This is a genomic window from Hydrobacter penzbergensis, assembly GCF_900106985.1.
Taxonomy (GTDB): Bacteria; Bacteroidota; Bacteroidia; order Chitinophagales; family Chitinophagaceae; genus Sediminibacterium; species Sediminibacterium magnilacihabitans.
In genome coordinates, this window is record NZ_FNNO01000002.1 from 259,288 (window position 1) to 281,279 (window position 21,992).

At 46.3% G+C, this 21,992-nt stretch carries 20 protein-coding genes; 7 read left to right on the plus strand and 13 right to left on the minus strand.

All coding sequences use genetic code 11. The features are described 5' to 3' along the window. Nucleotides 1-29: 29 nt before the first annotated feature. Complete coding sequence (locus tag BLU98_RS04305) at nucleotides 30-2,795, plus strand: TonB-dependent receptor (RefSeq protein ID WP_092722354.1); 2,766 nt, start codon at nucleotides 30-32, stop codon at nucleotides 2,793-2,795. Here BLU98_RS04305 and BLU98_RS04310 read toward each other — a convergent pair. From BLU98_RS04310 to BLU98_RS04330, 6 genes are all read right to left on the minus strand, one after another. Further along, nucleotides 2,785-3,840 (minus strand): NAD(P)-dependent alcohol dehydrogenase, encoded by a 1,056-nt coding sequence (locus tag BLU98_RS04310; protein ID WP_092722356.1) that lies wholly within the window; start codon nucleotides 3,838-3,840, stop codon nucleotides 2,785-2,787. The two genes, BLU98_RS04305 and BLU98_RS04310, sit on opposite strands and share 11 nt — an antisense overlap. A gap of 36 nt (nucleotides 3,841-3,876) precedes the next feature. Continuing rightward, complete coding sequence (locus BLU98_RS17690) at nucleotides 3,877-4,053, minus strand: hypothetical protein (protein ID WP_257574695.1); 177 nt, start codon at nucleotides 4,051-4,053, stop codon at nucleotides 3,877-3,879. A gap of 107 nt (nucleotides 4,054-4,160) precedes the next feature. Next, nucleotides 4,161-5,423 carry a multidrug effflux MFS transporter gene (locus tag BLU98_RS04315; protein WP_092722358.1) on the minus strand — a complete coding sequence of 421 codons (1,263 nt, stop codon included), beginning with the start codon at nucleotides 5,421-5,423 and terminating at the stop codon, nucleotides 4,161-4,163. 44 nt (nucleotides 5,424-5,467) lie between these two features. Then, on the minus strand, nucleotides 5,468-6,169 hold the full coding sequence (locus BLU98_RS04320; RefSeq protein WP_257574696.1) for a LytR/AlgR family response regulator transcription factor: 702 nt from the start codon (nucleotides 6,167-6,169) through the stop codon (nucleotides 5,468-5,470). Further along, complete coding sequence (locus tag BLU98_RS04325; RefSeq protein WP_092722360.1) at nucleotides 6,169-7,197, minus strand: sensor histidine kinase; 1,029 nt, start codon at nucleotides 7,195-7,197, stop codon at nucleotides 6,169-6,171. Before BLU98_RS04325 ends, BLU98_RS04320 begins: the two co-directional genes overlap by 1 nt. Before the next feature lie 21 nt (nucleotides 7,198-7,218). Continuing rightward, entirely contained in the window at nucleotides 7,219-8,436 is a 1,218-nt protein-coding gene (locus BLU98_RS04330) for an acyltransferase family protein (RefSeq protein WP_092722362.1), read from the minus strand. 242 nt (nucleotides 8,437-8,678) lie between these two features. Between BLU98_RS04330 and BLU98_RS04335 the strand changes: the two genes are divergently transcribed. Both BLU98_RS04335 and BLU98_RS04340 read left to right on the plus strand, forming a co-directional pair. Further along, nucleotides 8,679-11,930 carry a SusC/RagA family TonB-linked outer membrane protein gene (locus tag BLU98_RS04335; protein WP_092722364.1) on the plus strand — a complete coding sequence of 1,084 codons (3,252 nt, stop codon included), beginning with the start codon at nucleotides 8,679-8,681 and terminating at the stop codon, nucleotides 11,928-11,930. Between the two features lie 26 nt (nucleotides 11,931-11,956). Then, complete coding sequence (locus BLU98_RS04340; RefSeq protein WP_092722366.1) at nucleotides 11,957-13,729, plus strand: RagB/SusD family nutrient uptake outer membrane protein; 1,773 nt, start codon at nucleotides 11,957-11,959, stop codon at nucleotides 13,727-13,729. Between the two features lie 35 nt (nucleotides 13,730-13,764). On the opposite strand, the gene BLU98_RS04345 is transcribed toward BLU98_RS04340, so the two are convergent. Then, a complete protein-coding gene (locus BLU98_RS04345; protein WP_257574697.1) occupies nucleotides 13,765-14,208 on the minus strand; it encodes a putative quinol monooxygenase in 444 nt (147 codons plus the stop codon). Between the two features lie 184 nt (nucleotides 14,209-14,392). After that, the gene (locus BLU98_RS04350; RefSeq protein ID WP_092722368.1) at nucleotides 14,393-14,854 is read right to left on the minus strand and encodes a hypothetical protein; all 462 of its coding nucleotides are present in this window, start codon (nucleotides 14,852-14,854) and stop codon (nucleotides 14,393-14,395) included. A 195-nt stretch (nucleotides 14,855-15,049) separates the two neighbouring features. Here BLU98_RS04350 and BLU98_RS17695 point away from each other — a divergent pair, with 195 nt between their 5' ends. Together BLU98_RS17695 and BLU98_RS04355 are read left to right on the plus strand one after the other, a co-directional pair. After that, nucleotides 15,050-15,184, plus strand: a complete 135-nt coding sequence (locus tag BLU98_RS17695; protein ID WP_257574698.1) for a hypothetical protein — start codon at nucleotides 15,050-15,052, stop codon at nucleotides 15,182-15,184. 266 nt (nucleotides 15,185-15,450) lie between these two features. Then, nucleotides 15,451-16,326 (plus strand): creatininase family protein, encoded by an 876-nt coding sequence (locus BLU98_RS04355; RefSeq protein ID WP_092722370.1) that lies wholly within the window; start codon nucleotides 15,451-15,453, stop codon nucleotides 16,324-16,326. Nucleotides 16,327-16,347: 21 nt separating this feature from the next. Here the strand turns inward: BLU98_RS04355 and BLU98_RS04360 are convergent, their stop codons facing one another. The 5 genes from BLU98_RS04360 to BLU98_RS04380 all read right to left on the minus strand — a co-directional run bounded on the left by BLU98_RS04360 (nucleotide 16,348) and on the right by BLU98_RS04380 (nucleotide 19,289). Beyond that, nucleotides 16,348-17,409 (minus strand): glycoside hydrolase family 53 protein, encoded by a 1,062-nt coding sequence (locus tag BLU98_RS04360; protein ID WP_092722372.1) that lies wholly within the window; start codon nucleotides 17,407-17,409, stop codon nucleotides 16,348-16,350. A gap of 121 nt (nucleotides 17,410-17,530) precedes the next feature. Next, the gene (locus tag BLU98_RS04365; protein WP_092722374.1) at nucleotides 17,531-18,100 is read right to left on the minus strand and encodes a dihydrofolate reductase family protein; all 570 of its coding nucleotides are present in this window, start codon (nucleotides 18,098-18,100) and stop codon (nucleotides 17,531-17,533) included. Nucleotides 18,101-18,235: 135 nt separating this feature from the next. Beyond that, entirely contained in the window at nucleotides 18,236-18,538 is a 303-nt protein-coding gene (locus tag BLU98_RS04370; protein WP_092722376.1) for a hypothetical protein, read from the minus strand. Next, a complete protein-coding gene (locus BLU98_RS04375) occupies nucleotides 18,514-18,801 on the minus strand; it encodes a hypothetical protein (protein ID WP_092722378.1) in 288 nt (95 codons plus the stop codon). The genes BLU98_RS04370 and BLU98_RS04375 overlap by 25 nt, the downstream gene beginning before the upstream one ends. A gap of 29 nt (nucleotides 18,802-18,830) precedes the next feature. Then, on the minus strand, nucleotides 18,831-19,289 hold the full coding sequence (locus tag BLU98_RS04380) for an ImmA/IrrE family metallo-endopeptidase (protein WP_092722380.1): 459 nt from the start codon (nucleotides 19,287-19,289) through the stop codon (nucleotides 18,831-18,833). 92 nt (nucleotides 19,290-19,381) lie between these two features. On the opposite strand from BLU98_RS04380, the gene BLU98_RS04385 reads away from it, so the two are divergent. Both BLU98_RS04385 and BLU98_RS04390 read left to right on the plus strand, forming a co-directional pair. Beyond that, nucleotides 19,382-19,690 (plus strand): hypothetical protein, encoded by a 309-nt coding sequence (locus BLU98_RS04385; protein WP_105471299.1) that lies wholly within the window; start codon nucleotides 19,382-19,384, stop codon nucleotides 19,688-19,690. A gap of 48 nt (nucleotides 19,691-19,738) precedes the next feature. Next, nucleotides 19,739-21,895, plus strand: a complete 2,157-nt coding sequence (locus tag BLU98_RS04390) for a TonB-dependent receptor (protein ID WP_257574699.1) — start codon at nucleotides 19,739-19,741, stop codon at nucleotides 21,893-21,895. Nucleotides 21,896-21,992: the final 97 nt, after the last annotated feature.

Here is a 21,992-nt window from a genome sequence, read left to right on the forward strand (position 1 = left end):
TTAAGTAATCCTTATCTAAACTCTACGCTATGATGACCTCTGCTGCTTTCCGCCGTTTAGGCGTTACCCTTTTTTGTGGATTTCTCTCGATTGCTATTTTTGCTCAAAATACTACTGTCACCGGTAAGGTTTCCGGCGATGGTACTCCTTTATCTGGCGCTACCGTAAGCACCGGTACCAAAAGCACTTTGGCCGATGCCAATGGTGTTTTTACGCTGAGCCTGAAACCAGGCACTTATACCATCCGTGTTTCTTATGTAGGCTATAAGCCTGTCACCAGGAACATCACTGTTCAGTCCGGACAATCCACATCGCTCGACTTTTCCCTTGAGCGTGGTGAAGCTACCAACCTCAATGAAGTAGTGGTACTGGGCTCGCGTTCGCGCCTTCCGCGAAGCAATACTGCTACTCCGGTACCGGTAGACGTGTTTTCTGTAACGGAACTCACTGCAACCGGACAGGTAGAACCTACACAGATGCTCAACCTGGTGGCACCTTCTTTCAATTCATCGCGACAAACCATTTCCGATGGTACCGATCATATTGATCCGGCTACGCTTCGCGGACTGGGTCCCGACCAGGTACTGGTGCTGATGAATAGCAAACGAAGGCACAACTCTGCACTCATCAATATCAATGGAACCATTGGCCGCGGATCGGTGGGTACCGACATGAACTCTTTGCCCACTTCAGCCATCGACCGTATTGAAGTGTTGCGTGATGGCGCAGCCTCGCAGTATGGCTCTGATGCCATTGCGGGTGTGGTGAATGTGGTATTGAGAAGATCGAAAGGCACTACCATTACTTCACAGATTGGCCAACAATACCAGGGCGATGGTAAAGTGGCCCAGTTGGGTATCTATCATGGCTTCAATATCAAAAACGGTTACCTGGGTATTGCTGCCGACCTGCGATACAGGGGCGCTACCAACCGGGCGGGTTACTATACCGGACCCGTATATACAAACTGGAACGTAGGCAGGAACAGCGGAGAGTCCGACGCTGCTTATATAGCACGCCGCACTGCTTTGTACAACCAGGATCAGGCTTCAATAAGCCAATACGGATTCGACAGGAACAATAACATGGCCATCGGTAACTCATTGTTGCGCAACGCCCAGCTGATGGTCAACGGCGGGTTCTATATCAATAAGCAAACAGAATTTTATTACAGCGCGGGCGCCAGCTACCGCAAAGGAGAAGCTGCCGGTTTTTACCGTTATCCTTTCCAGAAATCACAGGTCATTCCTGAATTATATCCCAACGGTTTTTTGCCGCAGATACTTTCAGAGATATGGGATAAGTCGGTGATGGCAGGTATCAAATTCAATACGAACGATTGGGCATGGGATATCAGCAACACATATGGCGGCAACTCTTTCCGTTTCGATGTAGCCAATTCAAACAATGCCACACAATATGCCATGACCACCAGCGCTCCCACCAAATTCTATGCGGGTAAGCTGGGCTTCAACCAGAATACATTCAATGTAGATATAACGAAAGACCTGGGCGCCATCATGGGTATGGAACGTGCCAACTTAGGTTTGGGTGCTGAATGGCGTACCGATTTTTATAAGATCACTGCGGGTGAAGAGGCTTCCTGGAAAAACTATGATCCATCTTCCGGTAAAGCCGGCGGCGCGCAGGTATTCCCCGGTTACCAGCCTGCCAATGAAGTAAATGCTACCAGGACCGTACTCGGCGCCTATGCCGATTTTGAAGCAGATATTACCCATAAATGGCTGGCCGATGTAGCTGCAAGATTAGAGAACTACAGCGATTACGGTACCAATATTGCCGCCAAGCTGGCCATGCGTTATAAACTCAGTGATGTAGTAAGTTTACGCGGTGCCATCAGTAATGGTTTCAGGGCTCCTTCTATACACCAGCGTTATTTCAGCGCCGTGTCTACTTTATTTGTGAACGTCGGAGGCACACTTACTCCCAGACAAGTGGGTACTTTCCGCAACAACAGCGATGTGGCGCAGGCATTCGGTATTCCTTCGCTCGATGCAGAGAAATCGATCAACGGAAGCCTGGGTATTACACTCAAACCGGCGAATAATTTCTCTGTTACCATTGATGGATATTATATTCGCATCGATAACCGCATTGTGTATACCAGTCAGTTTACCCGCAGCAACCCTGTGGTGAATACTATCCTCACTCCCTACCCCGATGTGAACGCTGCACAATTCTTTACCAATGCAGTGAACACAGAAACCAGGGGTATTGATGCGGTATTGTCGTACAGGCCACGGATGCGAAAAGGCTCTTCACTGGAACTTTCACTGGCGGGTAATTACAACCGTACATTGGTTGTAGGCCCCATCAAAGGCACCGATAAGATCCCTGCAGACCAGTTTGGCAATGTGTTGTTCAGCCGCCAGGAAAAATCAAGACTGGAAGAGTCACAACCCCGCAGCAAAGTGAGCATCTCCGGCAATTACAAAGTAGGCAAATTCGGCACCATGATACGCTTCACCCGTTATGGCGAAGTATATACCAGAGATGCAGCCGACCCCGGACTGGATGAATCATTCGGCGCCAAGATCGTATCGGACCTGAGTGTATCGTATAAAGTGGCCAAATCATTAACAGCTACACTTGGCGCGAACAACGTGCTCGACACCTATCCAGATAAACTACAAGTGGTGAATGTGCCGGTTCCCGGAAGTGTTGGGCCTTTCCTGGATAACAGCAGCTTCGGCAGGTTTGTCTACAGCCGCAATGCTACCCAGTTTGGTTTCAACGGCGGATACTATTACCTGAACCTAACGCTTAATTTTTAATAGAAGCCATATCAATCACAAAACGATATCGCACATCGCCTTTGAGCAGTCGCTCATAAGCTTCGTTGAGCTGTTGTATGTTGATCAGTTCTATATCTGCAGTGATGTTGTGTTTGGAACAGAAATCAAGCATCTCCTGTGTTTCTTTGATACCGCCGATGAGTGAACCTGCCAGGCTTCTCCTGTGCAACACTACATTGAACGGCAATATCGGGAGTGGCTGTTCGGGTAATCCTACCAGCACCATAGTGCCATCCAGCTTCAGCAAGGGCAGGTATGCATTGATGTCGTGCACAGCAGATACGGCATCCAGTATAAAATGAAAAGTTTTCACGTGCTTGTTCATCTGCTCTTTGTCATTCGATAATACTACTTCATCTGCACCCAATCGCTTCGCATCTGCGGCTTTACCAGCCGATGTAGTGAACACCACAACTTCAGCACCCATGGCTTTAGCTATTTTGATGCCCACGTGTCCGAGGCCGCCTACTCCTATCACGCCTACTTTCTTGCCTGGCCCTACCTTCCAGTGATTCAATGGTGAATAAGTAGTGATACCTGCACAGAGCAGAGGTGCAGTAGCTGCCAGGTCGAGGTTTTCGGGTACACGCAATACAAAATGTTCGTCTACCACGATGCTTTCGGAATACCCGCCATAAGTGGGTGTGCCTAGGTGTTTATCAGGACTGTTATAAGTGCCTACCAGCCCTACATCGCAATACTGCTCAAGACCTTCTTTACAATGCTCACACTCTCCGCAGGAATCTACCATACAACCTACCGCAGCGAGGTCGCCCACTTTGAATTTGCTCACGTGATCGCCTACACGGGTTACTTTTCCTACAATTTCATGACCGGGCACCACGGGGTAAACAGTGCCGCCCCACTCGTTCCGTGCGGTGTGCAGGTCAGAGTGACAAATACCGCAATAGAGAATTTCGATCTCTACATCGTGCGGTGTTGGCTGCCTGCGCTGGATATTCATTGATTTCAAAGGCGCTTCGGCCGCTTCAGTACCATAAGCTTTTACATTCTTCGTTTGCATATTGTTTATCTTTTAGCTAAGGGGTTTAAATAATAATCAGTTACCGGTTCTCCGTTCCAGTTCTTCGGGATAGCGTTCTCCCTGTATGGCAATATTGGCAGCCGCATTTTCAATAGGCACAGTGGTATCTACGCGGTGTTGGTAAAACAGATCGATGGCCTCTACTTTCAATCCGCTCTTGCCGAGCTTTCGTTTTTGCATTGTATTTGCCATATCACTTGTATTGGAGTTTACAATATGGACGCAAAGTTCAACAGCCAATGATTGCCGGTTATTACGCGAATCAATCCATGCTTTACAAAATTCAAACTCCTTTACAATTACAAGGTACTGATTACTTCCACTTTACCCTCATCCACCACTTTTTCGGCTGCCTTGTAAATGAGGCGTTTACTTCCCCGGAATAACACTACCAGGGCCGTTAGCGTACAGGTGGCCATTACACCGGTCATGGGTAAGGGAGTATGATTATGTAAAAGGCTCACCAGGGCCGAGGCGCCCGCACCAATGCTCATTTGAATAGCGCCCAACAAAGCCGAAGCGCTGCCAGCATTATGTCCGAATAGTGCAAGGGAAAGCGCAGAAGCATTGGGAAAGATAAAACCCTGGCAACTCAGGAAAAGGAAAATGAGAAAGATGATGAGGAACACTTCATCCCAACCCAGCAGGGTGATAACAACCAATAACAATCCGACTACACACTGGCAACGCAAAGCCCCGTTGATGATCTGTTCGTTGTTGTAATTTTTCAATAATACATTGTTGATCTGGCTTGCACCGATCAATCCCATGGCGATGAGCGCGAATATCCATCCATACTGCTTTTCACTTACTTTGAATATTTCCATGAACACATAAGGCGATCCGCTGATGTACGCATAGAGTCCCGCATTGGATACGGCCCCTGTGAATGCATAAGTGGCGAACTGCGGGTGGCGGATGATACCATAAAAATTTTTAATGATGGGTTCCGGTTTCAAAGAAAAGTTGGGATCGGGTTGTTTGCTTTCCGGCAATAAATAATAGATCCCGGCAAGGATGAAGAGCGCAATATAAATGAGTATGATAAATACATAGCGCCAGCCCAATACGGCGGTAACATATCCTCCCAATGTAGGCGCTACAATGGGCGATACGGCCACCACCAACATCAGCGTGGAAAATATTTTGGCATTCTCTTTCACTTCAAACAGGTCGCGTACCATGGCCCTTGCCGCTACCATGCCCACACAACCGCCCAGGGCCTGCAAAAGCCTGAGTGCGATCAGCCCCTGCACCGATCCAACCATAACGCAGCCCACAGATGCCAGCAGGTAAATACTCAAGCCAAGGTACAAGGGCTTTTTCCTGCCAAAACGTTCCAGCAAAGGACCGTACAGCAATTGTCCCGCTGAGATGCCAATGAAAAAACTCGAGAGCGACAGCATTACCTGCGATACGGAAGTATGCAATCCTTTTGCAATGGCCGGGAACGCCGGCAGGTACATATCAATAGAAAAAGGGCCAATAGCCGTGAGCAGGCCCAGCACAAGAATGAGGTAAATTTTTTTATTGGGTACACTAGGTTCCAGGCTGTTCTTCATATCATAAAGATAGAAAATCAAATCTTGCCTGTTCCAGGTGTATTTTAATGCAGTTTGTTTTTCAATATCTTTTCCATAACCTGTTCTTTCTGTTGTCTTGCCACCGGTACGCGGAAGCGGTCTATTTGCAGCAGGTTGCCTTCTACCGCCTGTATCCTATCGAGGTTCACCAGGTAAGACTTATGTGTTTGCGCGAACTGTTGTGCCGGCAACGACGTCGCCATCGTTTTCAACGTAGAACGGATCATGATCTTCCGGTCGGGCAACTGTATGGAGAGGTAGTTTTCCAATGCCTCAACAAAAAGTATTTCATTGAAAACAAGTTTCTCCAAGCGGGTATCTGTTTTTACAAACAGGTACCCGGCATCGTTAGATTGTTGCAGCCGGAAATAATCGTAGGCTTTATTGGCGGCTTTCAGGAAACGTTCGAAGGAAATAGGTTTGAGCAGGTAATCCAATATATCCAGTTCATACCCTTCCAAAGCGTATGCTTCATAAGCCGTAGTGAATACCACTTTAGGTGCGATTGGATTCATTTTCAGGAACTCAATGCCGCTGAGCAGGGGCATATTGATATCGAGGAACAGCAGGTCGGCGTGTTGCCGGCGGAGTAATTGGTTCAGTTGCATGGCGTCTTCACAAACCGCTACCAGTTCCAGGAAATCTATTTTCTCCGCATAGCCGCGAAGTCCTTTCCTGGCCATCGGTTCATCGTCGGTAATGATGCATTTCAGTTTCATGGTCATTAGCTCAGTAATAAGTTCAGGGACGCGGTATAATTGTCGTTGTTTCTCCGGCACGACAACTGGTGTTTGCCCGGGTAAAGCAATGCAAGCCTGCGGCGTAAATTTTCAATACCAATCCCGGTAGCTATTTTTTTTACCGGCAGGTGCTCGGGTAAAGAATTACACACTTCCAGCAGGATGTTATCATTCTCTTTCTGCAACCGGATGGATAAGTGATAGTTCCCTCCTACATATTTGAATGCATTTTCAATCAGCGGGAGAAATAACAACGGGTACACCTGTTCTCCGTTCAAGTGCTCATCGAAGTCAACCTGTAAACGCAACCGCTCCGACGACCGCGCTTGTTGCAGCTCAATGAAATTGCGGAGATAATCTATTTCCTGTTTTATGGGCACCATCTGTTGCTGGTCGTACAACTGGTAGCGCAGCAGGCCGGAAAATTTCTCAATGCTTTTCTTGGCATCTGCTACGCTCTCATCCATCTGGAAATAGATCGTGTTCAATGCATTGAATAAAAAATGCGGGTGGTATTGCGCTTTCAGGAACTTGAGTTCGGTTTGCAACTGGTCGTTCGTCATTTTTTCCAGTTGCAATTGATTGTCTACATACGCCTGTAATAGTTTGTTACTCCTCACCACCATGTAGTAAATGAGTGAAAACAATAAGGGAATGATATTGATGGTGGCAAAATCGCCCCAGGAAAGGCCATCATCCGTGAGTGCAGCCATTGGCGTGAAGATGGCATTCGATGAGACCAGTACATATAAGAACACCCAACCCAATTCACCCATCACTGTTTTATAGCTGATGGGCTTGCTCAACTTTCGATCGAACCTGTCGAGCATTTTCCTGAAAATGAACACCGTTACAAAGCTCATGATAATACAACAAGTAATTTCGATGGCATTCACTCTCCAATCGCGTTGCCAGAACTTGAAGCCGGTGATGCTATCATCCAGTATCCTCAAGGTGATATAGACGAGTAAGCCATAGCAGCCGGGGAACAGATATTTCCAGAAGAATTTCATCTTTCACAAATTACAACATTATCAGGCGATTGCTTCCAACGTCGGCTTTACAGTGACTTGTTGTTCAGGCGCTGCTACTGTTTTTTTCTTTTCAATAGGTTCTTTCATCCCAAATAAGAACCGCATCACCCGGTAAGGTCTGATGAACAGATGGAACAGGCAGACGCAGATACCAAAAGTCACTGCTACAATGAAAAAATACTTTGCCTCTATCGTGTCCTTTAACTGTACCACATAATAGGCCAAAATCACAATCACTGTCTGGTGCAGAATATAAAAAGGATACACTGCCTGATTAATATAAGTAAGTGCTTTGTGTGGCCTGTTCAGGTATTTCTTACCATAACCTACCAACGCCAACACCCATGACCAGGCAATAATAGGATATAATGCGAGGTAGCAGTAAGTTAAGGGTTGCTCTTTCCAGTTTGCCCACAGGTCGGAAGGTTCTACGTTGTTCCACCGCAGATAATTGATCGACACAATAGAAAGAAACGCAACCAATAAAGACAAGCGACGGTTTCTTTCGATGGCATTCATCAATAAAGGATTGCTGATGCAAATAAAGCCGGAAAGCACGAACAGGAACCAATAAGGCAGGTAAGCCAGATCGTTTACCAGGTCGTTGGTTTCGGGATATCGCAATATGAGCGAAGTGAAAACCAATATAGCAGGCAGGCAAAGCAGGTACATTCTTTTGCCCTGCGACAGCCAGGTGGTAACTTCAGCAAACTTTTTTCCCCGGGGAGATATGATCCAGGCGAAGAGTGGCGCTGCCAGCAGGTCGTACACGAACAGGTACAGGATGAACCAAAGATGGTGCCAGCTGAGGTTCCCTTTCGGGTAAGGGATGCCCTTGAAGATAGAAGGATAGAAATCAAAGAAATTCCCCTTGAAGCCTTGTGTGAGCCTTTCCATATACACCTGAGGCGGAACGATTACCAACATGCCAAACAAGAGCGGCACCATCAGTCGCTGAAAACGCATGCCAACAAATTGTTTCCCGCTTTTGCGCTGCATGATAAAATAAGCAACAGCCCCTGAAATAAAGAACAACAAATGCATACGAAACCGGCTTAGCCAGAAAGTAAATTCGAGGTAGAGGTTGCTGGTTTCTTTGTTCTTGATATGCCATGAACTTTCAGCGGCAAATGGCTGGGCAGCATGAAAGAACAGTACGCCAATGATGGCCAGCAGACGTAGCCAATCTAAATAACTCTGGCGGGAAATCGTTTGCATACAATGAATTTTATGCTAAACTAAAATCCCCTGCTGCCCGCTAAAATATCTGTGACATAAGGGTGAAAATGAGTGACGAATGTCGGTTTTAATAGTACGTACAATCAGGCAACAATAAAATAACATTCCCGCAGGATATGCGGAATTGCTTTTTGTTTTAATATTTTTTATATCTTTTCCCACAGAACCTCCGGGTTCTTTATAACCTGCATTTTTATTTTTTATCTAAAACCCATTGCCAAATGAGAACACGATTCTGCATTGCTAGAATGCTCGTGGTGTTAACGCTGCTATGGGGCTTAGCATCCACGGCTATGGCACAGAACCGGCAGATCGCCGGTACTGTAACCGATGCCAAAGGACGAGCCCTGCAGGGTGTTTCCGTCTCCGTTGCCGGAACAAACACCTTTACCACAACAGACGCCAACGGAAAATTCACCCTCTCTCTTAAAAAGCCCGACGACCAGGTCTCTTTCGCGTATGTAGGCTATGTTACGAAGAAAGTAGCGCCGGGCACACAATCACAACTGTCGGTAGTACTGGCCGAAGACGAAAGCACAACCAGCGAAGTAGTGGTTACCGGTTACACCGCACAACGTAAAAAAGACATCACGGGTGCGGTAACCGTAGTCAATGCCAAACAGCTCACTTCCGTGCCTGCTGCTTCTGTAACACAGATGTTACAGGGCCGCGCTGCCGGTGTGAACGTGGGTAACGACAATTCACCGGGCGGCGGTACCATGGTGCGTATCCGCGGTTTCGGTACAGTAAACAACAACAGTCCGTTGTACATTATCGACGGTGTACCTACACAAGGAACCCTGAACCAGATCAACCCGAACGACATCGAAAGCATGCAGGTACTGAAAGATGCCTCTTCGGCTTCCATCTATGGCGCCAGGGCCGCGAACGGCGTGGTGATCATCACCACCAAAAAAGGTAAACCAGGCGAATCGAACATCAACTTCGATTATTATACAGGCTCTCAAAGACCCGATAAAATGCTCAACCTGCTGAATACGCAGGAACTGGGTCAATACCTCTACCTGGCCGACCTGGGTGCAGGCAAGAACCCCTCTGTTACTTCCCCTTCGGCGCAGTACCGTTTCGGTCCGAACGGAGAAGAAACCATTGCCGATTATATTTATCCCAATGTCTTCGGTACACTTCCTTCCAATTACACGTATACCAATGACATCGCCAATCCGCAGTTGGGTAAAACAGCCTTCAACATTACCAAGGCCAACAAAGATGGTACCGACTGGCAGAACGTGATCTTTGGTCCGGCTACCATTTCCAACTACCAGTTGGGTGCTACCGGCGGTGGCAAGAGCGGCCGTTATGCGATCTCCGGTAATTATTTCGATCAGAAAGGTATCCTCAAGTACACCAAGTACAAGCGTTATTCTGTAAGGGCCAATACTGAATTCACCAAAGGCATCATGACTTTCGGCGAAAACCTTACGGTAGCCTATGATGAAAGACAGGGTATCGACAACAACAACGAGTCCAACCCCATCATGTTCGCCATTCGTGTGCACCCCATCATACCGGTGTTCGATATTACCGGCGGTCCACCCGAGTTGGGCGGAACCAACACTTCTCCTTACAATGGCTTCGCGGGCAGCCGGGGTAGCAACCTGGGTAATGCGCCCAACCCCTTTGCACGTTTGTATCGCGAGAAAGATAACATCACCAAGGGCATCCACATTTTCGGTAACGTGTTTGCAGAACTGCAACTCACCAAGAACCTGAAAGCAAGGTCCAGCCTGGGTGTGGAGATCAATCAATACAACCGCAATGAATATTTCCATCGCGATATTGAAGCGGCCGAGCCCCGGAATACCAACAGCCTGAACGTGATCAATTCTGTAGACCGGTCTCTCACCTGGTTCAATACATTGAACTACAACAAAGCTTTCGGCGATCACCTGTTGAATGTACTCGTAGGTACTGAAGCGGTGAAAACCTATGCTGCCACTACCGTTGCCAGCAGGAGCGGTTTTGCATTCGATGACCTCGACTACCGCTACCTCGATGCAGGTTCTGCATCAGGCCTCAGCAACAGCGGTGCAGGCGCTACGCGAAGCGCGCTGTTCTCTCAGTTCGGTAAAGTGAACTATTCTTACAAAAACACTTACCTCGCCGATTTCACTTTACGCCGCGACGGTTCTTCCCGTTTCTCTGAAAGCAACCGTTATGGTATTTTCCCGGCGTTCTCTTTGGGTGTGCGCCTCACCGAGTTTCCCTTTATGCAAAAACTGCGTTTCGTGAACGACCTGAAAGTTCGCGGCGGTTGGGGAAGAACCGGAAACCAGCTCATCCCCAATGTGTACAACGCTTATACTTTGTACGCATCCGATCCCAACAACAATGCATATGATATCAATGGTACCGGATCATCCATCGTGGGTGGCTTCAGCCTGGTACAGTTTGGTAACCGCAACGGTAAGTGGGAAACCACCACTTCCACCAACGTGGGTTTCGATGCGTCGCTGTTGAATAACCAGATGGATGTTGTGTTCGACTGGTATACCCGCACCACATCCGACATGCTGGCGCAGATTGCTATGCCACGCACCATGGGAACGGCTACCATTCCTTACACCAATATCGGTGAGATGCGCAACACAGGTTTCGACCTGGGTATCAACTACAAGAATAAGATCGGTAATTTCCGTTACCAGGTTGGCGCCAGCATCAGCCATTACAAGAATGAAGTAATCAAACTCAACGATGATCCCAATGCAACATTGTTTGGTTTCAGTACACGTCTCCCGCCCATCTCCGCTACTAAAAGAGGTCTGCCTATTGCCGGCTTCTACGGTTATATTGTAGATGGTGTGATCAAAGACGATGCAGAAGCCGCTACCGCGCCTAAATTCGGCACCTATACCCGTGCAGGAACCTTTAAGTTCAGGGATGTGAATGGCGATGGCGTGATCACTGCTGCCGACCGTACCATACTGGGTAATCCGCATCCGGATTTCACTTACGGACTGAACCTGAATGTAGGATATAAGAACTGGGATCTGACTGTATTCGGACAGGGATCGCAGGGCAATAAGATATTCAACTATGTAAGGTACTGGACCGATTTCAATACGTTCCAGGGTAACCGTTCCAAAGACATCCTGTACAATTCCTGGAAGAAGCAGGGCGATATAGCCAAACTGCCCCGCCTGAATTCAGGAGATGCGACCAGTCAGCAAGTGTCTTCTTATTTTATCGAAGACGGTTCTTACATGCGCATCAAGAATATCCAGCTCACTTATACCATACCTTCTTCCTGGCTGAAGCGGGTGGGTCTCACCAGCGGACAGATCTATATACAGGGTCAGAACCTGTTCACCATCACCAAGTACACAGGACTGGATCCTGATATCAACCTGAGAACTTCCGGAAACGATAACCAGGATATCCACATGGGTATCGATGAAGGCGCTTATCCGGTTGCCAAATCTTACCTGGTAGGTGTGCGTATCGGTTTTTAACCCATTGACTTAAACTTTTATCAATCATGAAAAAAATATTCATCATCACCTTAGCGATTGCAGTAGCAGGTACTTCCTGCTCCAAGAGCTTCTTCGATCTCAAGCCGCAGGGTCGTGCATCGGTAGACCAGCTGAGCAATAAGAACGGGGTGAACGGTTTGCTCATCGGCGCCTATTCGCTGATGGATGGCGTAGGAGCCGGTAATGTGGGGCGTACTTCCGCCATCTCCAATTATGTGTTTGGTGGTATCACCAGCGGTGATGCCGTAAAAGGCACCGATGCCGGCGACCAGCCCGAACAGTCATTCATTGAACAATACAACTGGCTGGCCGATAACTCTTATTTCCTGGGCAAATGGCAGCACGCTTATGCCGGTGTTTCACGTTGCAATGAAGTGATACAGATCGTGAACAGCAAAGCAGTAACAGATATGACCGATGCCGAGAAAACACAGGTGGTTGCGGAAGCGCGCTTCCTGAGAGGGCATTATCATTTTGAAGCCAAGAAAATGTGGAATATGGTTCCCTATATCGATGAAACGATCTACAACAGGGATGATCCCAATTCCACCAAAGTGCCCAACAATGTAGACATCTGGCCCAAGATCGAAGCCGATTTCGATTTTGCCGCCAAGAACCTGCCTGCCGTACAATCGCAGAAAGGAAGGGCTACCAAGTGGGCAGCGGAAGCATACCTGGCCAAAGCTTATGTGTTCCAGAAAAAATGGGCGCAGGCAAAAGTGTTGTTGTTAGATATTTTGCAGAATTCGGGTAAAAAACTCATGGCCAATTACCATGATAATTACCGCACAATTACCAACAACAACGCCGAATCTATTTTCGAGGTGGAGTTCTCTGTGAACGACGGAACCACCGGTAACAACGGTAACCAGGGCGATAACCTCAACTGGCCTTATTCTTCCACTGCACCGGGAAGGGGTTGTTGCGGTTTCTACCAGCCTTCTCATAACCTGGTGAATGCTTTCCAGACCGATCCCGTTACGGGGTTGCCCATGATCGGCGCTGCTGCCGACGGAACGCAGGATACTTTCAACAAGATCGACCTGCCTAACGATGAAGGCATCAAGAGCAGTGATCCGTTCACACTCGACAAAACGATAGCAGTAGATCCGCGACTCGACTGGACCGTAGGCCGCCGCAGCGTGAGCTTCCTCGACTGGGGTCCGATGCCCGGTTCCAGTTGGATCAGGGACCAGAACTATGCAGGTCCTTTTACCGGTAAAAAATGGATGTACTACCTGGCTGAAGAAAACAGCAGTACGCATTCCACCAACCGCCGCAGTGTGAACAACAACTACCGTTTACTGAAACTTTCGCATGTGATCCTCTGGCTGGCTGAGTGCGAAGTGGAGCTCGGCAACCTGGGTTCTGCGGAAGGTTATGTGAACATGATCCGCAGCCGTGCCAAAGCAGGTTCCGTGCAGGACGCTTCTGTTACTTATAAAGTAGAGCCGTATGTAGTGGGTACTTTTGTTGCAAATGGCGCTGATTATGCCAGGAATGCTGTGCGCATGGAAACGAGGCTGGAGTTTGCAATGGAAGGTCATCGTTTCTTCGACCTGGTTCGTTGGGGTATTGCAGAGAAATACCTGAACAAATATGTACAGGAAGAATCTGTTCCCGGTACAGAACCTTCGGGCAGGCATTTCAACAAACGCACTTACCTCTCGGGAAAAGTGTTCACTTCCAAGAACAATTATTTCCCTATTCCGCAGGATGAGATCCTGAACTCACAAAAAGATGGTAAGCCAACCCTGGTACAGAATCCGGGCTATTGATTGATCCATTATTATGAACTAAAAGAAGCCGGGAGTCAACTCCCGGCTTCTTTGTTTGGGGGCTTTGTTTCAAGGCCAATGGGAACCACATCTGTCAGTTCGAGAGACACCACCATTTTTTGGGTGGCACTTTTGTATTTTTTGAAATGTGCGGTTTGTAAATGTGCTTTGTACGCCTCTTCATTGGCATATATTTCAAGCACAGTCACATGGGTGGGGTTGTTTTTGTCATACACTGCATACAACGTGAGCACGCCGGGTTCCAGGCGCACGGCTGCTTCAATGCCTTCTTTGAGGGCCGCTCTGTAATTTTCCAACTGCGTACTGTCTACTACAATTTTTGCCAGGCGTATCATACGGTCTTTTTTTTGTGCAGAAACGGTTGTGTATGAAAATACAGTGAGCATGCAAACAGCAGTCAGTAAATAATACCAACGGCGTATGTTTCTATGGGTATGAGTAATGGAGTTGATTATCATGCCAGTTTGTTTTAGTTCGTCTTGTACCTGTAAAATTCAAAAGAAAATACAAAGAGTTGTTTACAAACTTCAATCTATCGATTACAAAATTCAAATCATGATTGGCTAAAAATAAAGAATGACCCTTGTGCAGGGTCATTCACGCATAGAAATGCTGCTTTAAATACGCACACTGAGGTTTAAATTATTTTTTCGATCCGGTAAAAGTACCTGCCCAGGTAGCGCTTGCGGCCCCAGTAACCGGTATACCACCGAAATTACCACTCACAGAACCGGTATTGTTGACCATTACCAGTGTTCCGTTCAGGAAGCTGTTGGCGAAGGCGGCGGCTGATGCAGAAGTGCTGATCATAGTGTTCAGGGCGCCACTTGCATTGACTGTTCCAACGAATACAAATGTCTGGCCAACGATTACAGACGATGTAATGGTGCCTGATGTCTTGCCATCGGCGGCAACGCTCATCGTCCAGGTACCGTTGTCCTTGGTATTGCTGCTATCGCTCCTGGAGCCCGAATAGGTGCCCGACCAGTTTCCCTGGTATTGAGCGGTAGCAGAAGAAGAGGTGTTATCATTTTTGGTACAACCAACAAAAACCATAGCGGCTAAAAAAATCGATGTAATTGCGTGAAATACATTCCGTTTCATACTAAAAAATTTAAATTGATGAATGATCAATTATGTGCAGGCAAGTATGATGCCAATAATTTTTAATAAGGTTAATTTAAGATCATTTTATCTTGTCCTGAACTGCATGAAATAATGGATAAAGCATTGAGATTTACATTTTTATTGACATTTCGTTTTGTTCCTTTATGAACCTTCCCAATTAAATGAATGTTTATGAAGATGAAAACTTTACTAATCTTTATTCTCTTTTTAACCATTACCAGATCTGTTGTTGCCCAGGCATCCACGCCAGAAAATATAGTGCTTGATGGAAAAATTGTAGAAAAAGGAACTCATCTGCCGGGATGATCAATTGGAAGGATTGGTTTTTCATGGCTAACTGTGCTTTCAGATCGGTTCTTTTGATGAAACAATGGTTCACAGTGTCCATATGAACAGCTATTAGTTGTGTTGATCTTAATATCCTTGAATAATATTATATTAATGATAAATAATGGATATTTATAAATATTTTTATTTTGCCGTTCCCCCTTTAACTCATCCGCTAACCGTTACGAGATTCGCTAATTGCAGATTAGTAAAAGAGAAGTAATTTCCCTGTATAAACAACCACCATGAGAAATAGGTTTTTTCTTTTATTAGGTGTTCTGTTCCTGCTGCTGAGCGATAATATAGTTACAGCACAAAACAGTTTACCGAGCCGATGGGATGAACTGACGGCCAGCGACTGGCCCAGGGCGATAGAGCAATCTGCACGCACCTGTATATTACCCATTGGTATTCTTGAGAAGCACGGTCCGCATGTACCCATCGGTTCTGATTTGATAAAAGTGCGGGAATGGGCAGCCAGGGCTACTCAAAAAGAGTATGCGGTGGTATTCCCCGATTATTTCTACGGACAGATCAATGAAGCAAGACAACAGCCAGGCACTTTTGCCCTCCCCGAACGGGTAGTATGGGATATGATTGAAGCCACCTGTGATGAAATTGCCCGTAATGGGTTCAATAAGATCGTTATCATCAATGGCCATGGTGGCAACCCGGATTTTCTGAGATATTTTATCCAGACGCGGCTGGAGAAGCGGCGTAATTATGCTGTGTTCTTTTTCCAGCCTTCTTCAGATTCTGCCTTTAGCACACAGATGGCCAAACTGCACCAGTCCGATCCGAAAAATGATGCCCATGCCGGAGAGCGGGAAACTTCTGAATTGTTATACCTGCGACCTGATCTCGTAAAAATGGACAGTGCTGCCAATGAATCGGGCGCCAACCAAAAACGTTTATTAATTCCCGATATGTATACGGCCATTTGGTGGTATGCCAATTATCCCAACCATTACGCAGGAGAAGGCGCCAAAGCCACCCGGCAGTTGGGAGAGCTGGTAACAGAGCATACGATTACTTCGTTGGTCAGGGCGCTGAAAGCAGTGAAGGCAGATACACAAACGCTGAAGCTGCAGGAGGAATATTTTGACAGGGTAAAAAAATAGGCAATAACTGCCCTGTAAGATTCAGTTTGTTTTAGTGGAAAAGGCATCCATCGCTTTAGTGGGCCTGCCATCGTCTCCCCATGCACTTAAGGAATATCGGCTCCAGCTTTTGGCACCCTCTGGCTCCCAATACATCACCCCCAGCCCTTTGTTTCCCTGAACAGCTTTTACCTTATTGATGACTGCCACCAGCATATCGTATGTATTTTGTTCTTGCACATCTTCGCCGCCCACTTCCACAACCATTACTTCCTTACCATACCGGGAGGCCATATCGTTCAAATTATTTCCCAAATCATCTATCGATAAAGTATAATCGGGCTTGCCTTGCAGCCACCAAGGATAATAGGACATCCCAATCACATCAAATTTTACATTATTTTTTACTGCATTGTCAAACCACAACCGGAAACGTTGGTTGTTGTTGCCCTGGTCTACATGCAGTACCACTTTAGATGCAGGGGAAACCGCTTTGATCGCCTCATATCCTGCATTCAGCAATTGTGCGAGTTGTGGCCAATTGCCGGTACTTCCTTCCGGCAAAAGCATTCCACCCGGTATTTCGTTTCCCACCTGCACCCACGCAGGCATTATTCCTGCATTTTTCATTTGGGTCATTACGTCGAACGTATAGTCATACAACGCTTTTTTAAGCCCTGCAAAATCCAGGTTTGCCCAGGCCAACGGCTTGCGTTGTTGGCCCGGATCAGCCCATGAATCGCTATAATGAAAATCGAGCATTACTTTCATTCCGTTTTGCCGGGCGCGAACAGCCATGGCTACCGTTTCGGGGGCGCTGCAATGGCCGCTGATCTTATCATCAGAAGGATTAACCCAGGTCCGCAACCGGATGGCATTGATGCCATGGTCTTTTAAAATCTTAAAACAATCTTCCTCAACGCCATTCCTGTTATAAAACTTATAACCGGTCGCTTCCATTTGTGGCAGCCAGCTAATATCTGCCCCTTTAACAAAAGAGGTATCGTTTACAGACCTGACTGCGACAGTGGCTTTTTTGCAGCTACTGCTTATATGCGCCGCGAAAAGAGCTGCGAAAAGGAAAATGGCCGTTTTTTTTCTCATCATTATATTTTTTGCATGGACTACTAAATGTACTGACTTAATTGGGTTTACAATTTTATACAATCAGTATATTTGCCAATCGTATCTTCCCATCCACATACTTTAATGGAACACCTTATGTTTAGTGCTCTCTTTTCCAGTATTCGAGAATAAGAACGCCGTTGTTGATCGTGCGTGAATATTTGAGTTCGAATTTCTTTAATACCCGGTTGTCTTCGAAGAGCCTCAATCCGCCGCCGATCGAGAGTGGAAATACCATCAGCCGTAGCTCGTCTACGAGGTCGTGGTGGAGCAGCGCTTTTACGAGTGTGGCGCTTCCATACACAAGGATATCTCCCCCATTGGTTTTCTTAAGTGCGGCAACATCTTTGGCCACGTCGCGCAGGATATGGCTGTTGTTCCACTCTGCTTTTTGCAGGCTATGTGACACCACATATTTCGGATAACGGTTGATGCGGTCGGCAAAACCACCGCCAGTCTGGCTGGGCCAGTACCCGGCGAACAATTCATAAGTGTTTTTGCCCAGCAGCAAAGTGTCTACGCTGGCAAGCTCATCCACCTTGTACTGCCCGGTTTCCGGGGCGTTGTAATTAAATTGCCAACCGCCATGAGGATGCAACGTTTCATTACCGCCGGGCGCTTCCACAACACCATCGAGGGTGATGAATTCAGTTACGATAATTTTTCGCATAATCCTTTTTTTTTGTAAAGTTAGCGGATGTTGTTTGGCAAGATTTTTATAAATAACTACATTTAATTAACTACCAAATATTTAGAAATCTTATAGGAGGGTAGAAGATATACAAGCATCCTGACTATTAAACAATCAATATAAATTAGGCTTTTCGATGCCCATTTTTTGGTAGCGTTCCTTGTTCATCTCATAATGCGTGCTTGTCATTAGATTCAAATAATCTCTTAAAGACCCTAAGTTATATTCTTTTCGAAGCTTGTCAACATTTGCTGAATCAACGAGTCCATTTTTTGGTATTGCGCATCCTGTTGTATTCACCTCATAAGTAACTTGCGTACCAAATAACTGCTTCTCTCCTGCATTTACCTTAACCCTGTCATACAAGTAAGCATAGTTATTGGAATTGGCGTTCATCTTTTTAACTTCTTTGTCCATTGCTGCCAACACTTTCTTTTGAAACTCCGGGTATTTGTCGCAATGTTGAACCAGTAACCAAAAATGCTGTCCTTAAAATTATTCCATTGTTCTTTCGTATACTCCTTGTACACTCCCTGAGGCATACCTGCTGCTACCTGGTCTATTTTTACCATTTCTGCAAGTTCATTCTTAAGAACAGTTTTCTTATTGTCGGTCAGTCTTACAGCACAGCTTACCACTAAGAACGAAGTGAATAAGACGGAAATAATATTACATTTCATGCTTTAAAGATTAATAGTCTCACAGATGATTATTCAAATATTACCGGTTCAAAATACTCTCTGTCTAAAGAATAAGGAATGAGTTTTTTGTGTTGAAGCCTTCCTATAATAATCGCAGGATGGGTATTGAACTGTTCTGCAAAATTTCTGATATCATCCTCTTCCAAAGGTGCAGCAGCTAATATTTCCGCTTCTTCATCATCGGTCAATGTCCATTTACAGGCAAAGTCATCCGCTTCTTTTTCTTTGATAAGGTCTTTATCGGAATATTCTACTTTCTCCAAGAAAATATCTTTTTTACCATGCAAGAGGATATGACCAGCTTCGTGAAAGAAAGTGAACCAGAAACTATCATTCCGGTTGTAGCGACCTGTAAGCTGAATGAATGGTGTATCGTTCAACCATCGAGTGGAACCGCTGATAGGCGCTTTATTGATGCATGGGGTATGAACCACTTTAACACCTGCTTCCAGGCAAATACTTTGCAACTGGCCAAAAAAACCTTCAGGAGAAGCTTACATAACTATTACCGCCCATTTTGGGTTTCAATCAGATCGATTTCAACTATTTTTGCCCTGAAATGAAAAAGTGGCTGGCATTCCTTTTACTGTTGGTTACCGTTGCAGCAACTTTCTATCCTTGCAGCAGGGAAGATTGTTGCAGGGATGAACTATCTGCAAAACCCACCAACCGCAACAATCAAAAACCGGCGTGCAATTGCTCTCCTTTCGTTACCTGTGGCACTTGTGCAGGGTTTACATTGACAGCCGCCGCTTTTGTTGAGGTTCCCAGGATCACAGAAGAAAAAATGGTACATTATACCAGGATCGTTGATCCGGCTCTCTCCACTTATACAACTTCGCTTTTACAACCTCCCCGAATGGCATAGTATCTCATTGCAGCACACCTTATTCCATTCATGTCCTTAACAACAAATATGAGGCACACATTATTATTGTGTATGCTGCTCATGGCCAGTACAGGCATTTATGCGCAGCATACGATCAGGTTACAAATAAAGAAAGACGAAGAAAAACAACTGCTTGCCGGAGCAACAGTAACTATTCCCTCACTTAAGAAATCCGTTGTATCTGACAGCGCCGGTATTGCCGTCTTTACCAATATAACAGCAGGATCTTACAAAATAACCATCTCCTATGTGGGGTTGGAAGAGGTATCCATCACCGTTGTTGTTCCGCAACCGACTGCAAATCTTACAGAAATACTATTGAAAGAAGCAGAAGCCAGCGAACAGGAAGTGATCGTAACTGCTACCCGGACCAGCAGAACCATCAGCGATATTCCCACAAGGGTAGAGACCATTTCAGGAGAAGAACTGGAAGAAAAAGGCAACATGAAACCCGGCGATATCCGGATGCTCCTGAATGAAAGCACCGGTATCCAAACCCAGCAAACATCGGCCACTTCCTACAATTCCAGTATCCGCATACAGGGGCTGGACGGACGGTACACTCAAATACTCAGGGATGGGTTTCCTCTCTATTCCGGCTTTTCCGGCGGATTGAGTTTAATGCAGGTAGCGCCGCTTGACCTCAAACAAATAGAAGTGATCAAAGGCTCCTCTTCTACACTTTATGGCGGTGGCGCTATCGCAGGCCTGGTGAACCTGATTTCCAAAACACCCACAGCGAAAAGAGAACTCTCATTTCTGGGTAATGCAACTTCTGCCGGAGGTATTGACCTCAGTGGTTTTTACAGCCAGCGTTTCAAAAAGACTGGCATAACTGTTTTCGGTTCCGGGAATACCAGCAAAGCGTATGATCCCGCAGGCATCGGCCTTACAGCCATTCCTCAATCGGAGCGTTATACTATTCAACCGCGCCTGTTCTTTTATGGTGATCGAACAACTGCCAATATTGGCTTTGGTTATATCACCGAAAACCGCACTGGCGGCAGTATGGATTATATTGAAAAAGGAGCGCCAGGTTATTTTGAAAAAAACCATACCGACCGGTTCTCCACGCAGGCAGAGTTGACACATAAACTCAGCAACAAAGAACAACTGATTATCAAATACAGTTATACCCGGTTCAATCGTTTGATTCAAATCCCCGGTTATGCTTTCAGCGGCTTACAGCAGTCTTCTTTTTCAGAAGCCACCTATAACCGTTCAGGCGAAAAAACTCAGTGGATTGCAGGAGCCAATTTCCTCACCGATGATTTCAAAGAGAAAGGCAACGATCCCCTGCGTAATTATGACTATCATACCCTAGGTGCATTCATCCAGAACACCTGGACACCCATCAAAAAGCTTTCCTTTGAAACAGGGTTGCGGGGCGATTATGTAAAACAGTTTGGTTTTGAATGGTTGCCCAGGGTCGCTGTTCTGTTCAAAATTTCTCCTGCACTCACAGCGCGACTGGGAGGCGGCATGGGTTACAAAAATCCTACGCTGTTCACCGAAGAAGCAGAGCGCATGCAGTTTCAGCATATCCTGCCTATGAATGAAAATACCACCGTCAATGAACGCTCATCCGGCGGCAGCCTGGATGTGAACTATCGTACAAAGATCGGCAATGCCGGTATCTCGTTTAATCAATTGTTCTTTTATACCTGGCTCAACAAGTCATTGGTATTAACCGCAACGGGCGCTAACAGTTACCAATTCATCAATGCCAACGGGCATATAGATACCAAAGGAACAGAAACCAATGTGCGCATTACTTATGGAGATTTCAAGTTATTCCTGGGTTATACTTATGCTTATGTGAATACACATTTCGATCATGTGAAGAGCTGGTACCCTTTAACATCCCGGCACAGGCTGAACAATGTATTGATGTATGAGAAAGAAGGCAGGTTCAAGATCGGGGCCGAAGCTTATTATTACAGTCCGCAAAAATTAAACGACGGGGCTATTGGCAAACCTTACTGGACAGTAGGATTGATGGGAGAACGGTCATGGCGCCGTTTTGCTGTCTTTCTCAACCTCGAGAACATCACCGATACCAGGCAGACCAGGTTCGATACCATTTACCAGGGCACACTTGCCAATCCATCATTCAGGGATATTTACGCGCCCGTTGAAGGTTTTGTTGCCAATGGAGGAGTAAGGATCAGGCTTAAAATTTAATTGCAAGGGCCGATCCCTGTCTATTGCATAACCAAATACGCCACCTTTTTGCCTTTGCGGGGTTCCCATGATGCCAGGATCATACAATGGCTCAACA

Bases quoted from the DNA above. Each gene is read 5' to 3' on its own strand.
- BLU98_RS04345 (WP_257574697.1), bottom strand. From the start codon at position 14,208: ATGATAATCAACTCCATTACTCATACCCATAGAAACATACGCCGTTGG.
- BLU98_RS04355 (WP_092722370.1), top strand. From the start codon at position 15,451: ATGAGAAATAGGTTTTTTCTTTTATTAGGTGTTCTGTTCCTGCTGCTG.
- BLU98_RS04360 (WP_092722372.1), bottom strand. From the start codon at position 17,409: ATGAGAAAAAAAACGGCCATTTTCCTTTTCGCAGCTCTTTTCGCGGCG.
- BLU98_RS04305 (WP_092722354.1), top strand. From the start codon at position 30: ATGATGACCTCTGCTGCTTTCCGCCGTTTAGGCGTTACCCTTTTTTGT.
- BLU98_RS04385 (WP_105471299.1), top strand. From the start codon at position 19,382: ATGAAAAAGTGGCTGGCATTCCTTTTACTGTTGGTTACCGTTGCAGCA.
- BLU98_RS04335 (WP_092722364.1), top strand. From the start codon at position 8,679: ATGAGAACACGATTCTGCATTGCTAGAATGCTCGTGGTGTTAACGCTG.
- BLU98_RS04390 (WP_257574699.1), top strand. From the start codon at position 19,739: ATGAGGCACACATTATTATTGTGTATGCTGCTCATGGCCAGTACAGGC.
- BLU98_RS04375 (WP_092722378.1), bottom strand. From the start codon at position 18,801: ATGAAATGTAATATTATTTCCGTCTTATTCACTTCGTTCTTAGTGGTA.
- BLU98_RS04315 (WP_092722358.1), bottom strand. From the start codon at position 5,423: ATGAAGAACAGCCTGGAACCTAGTGTACCCAATAAAAAAATTTACCTC.
- BLU98_RS04325 (WP_092722360.1), bottom strand. From the start codon at position 7,197: ATGAAATTCTTCTGGAAATATCTGTTCCCCGGCTGCTATGGCTTACTC.
- BLU98_RS04310 (WP_092722356.1), bottom strand. From the start codon at position 3,840: ATGCAAACGAAGAATGTAAAAGCTTATGGTACTGAAGCGGCCGAAGCG.
- BLU98_RS04365 (WP_092722374.1), bottom strand. From the start codon at position 18,100: ATGCGAAAAATTATCGTAACTGAATTCATCACCCTCGATGGTGTTGTG.
- BLU98_RS04350 (WP_092722368.1), bottom strand. From the start codon at position 14,854: ATGAAACGGAATGTATTTCACGCAATTACATCGATTTTTTTAGCCGCT.
- BLU98_RS17690 (WP_257574695.1), bottom strand. From the start codon at position 4,053: ATGGCAAATACAATGCAAAAACGAAAGCTCGGCAAGAGCGGATTGAAA.
- BLU98_RS04340 (WP_092722366.1), top strand. From the start codon at position 11,957: ATGAAAAAAATATTCATCATCACCTTAGCGATTGCAGTAGCAGGTACT.
- BLU98_RS04370 (WP_092722376.1), bottom strand. From the start codon at position 18,538: ATGGACAAAGAAGTTAAAAAGATGAACGCCAATTCCAATAACTATGCT.
- BLU98_RS17695 (WP_257574698.1), top strand. From the start codon at position 15,050: ATGAAGATGAAAACTTTACTAATCTTTATTCTCTTTTTAACCATTACC.
- BLU98_RS04330 (WP_092722362.1), bottom strand. From the start codon at position 8,436: ATGCAAACGATTTCCCGCCAGAGTTATTTAGATTGGCTACGTCTGCTG.
- BLU98_RS04320 (WP_257574696.1), bottom strand. From the start codon at position 6,169: ATGACCATGAAACTGAAATGCATCATTACCGACGATGAACCGATGGCC.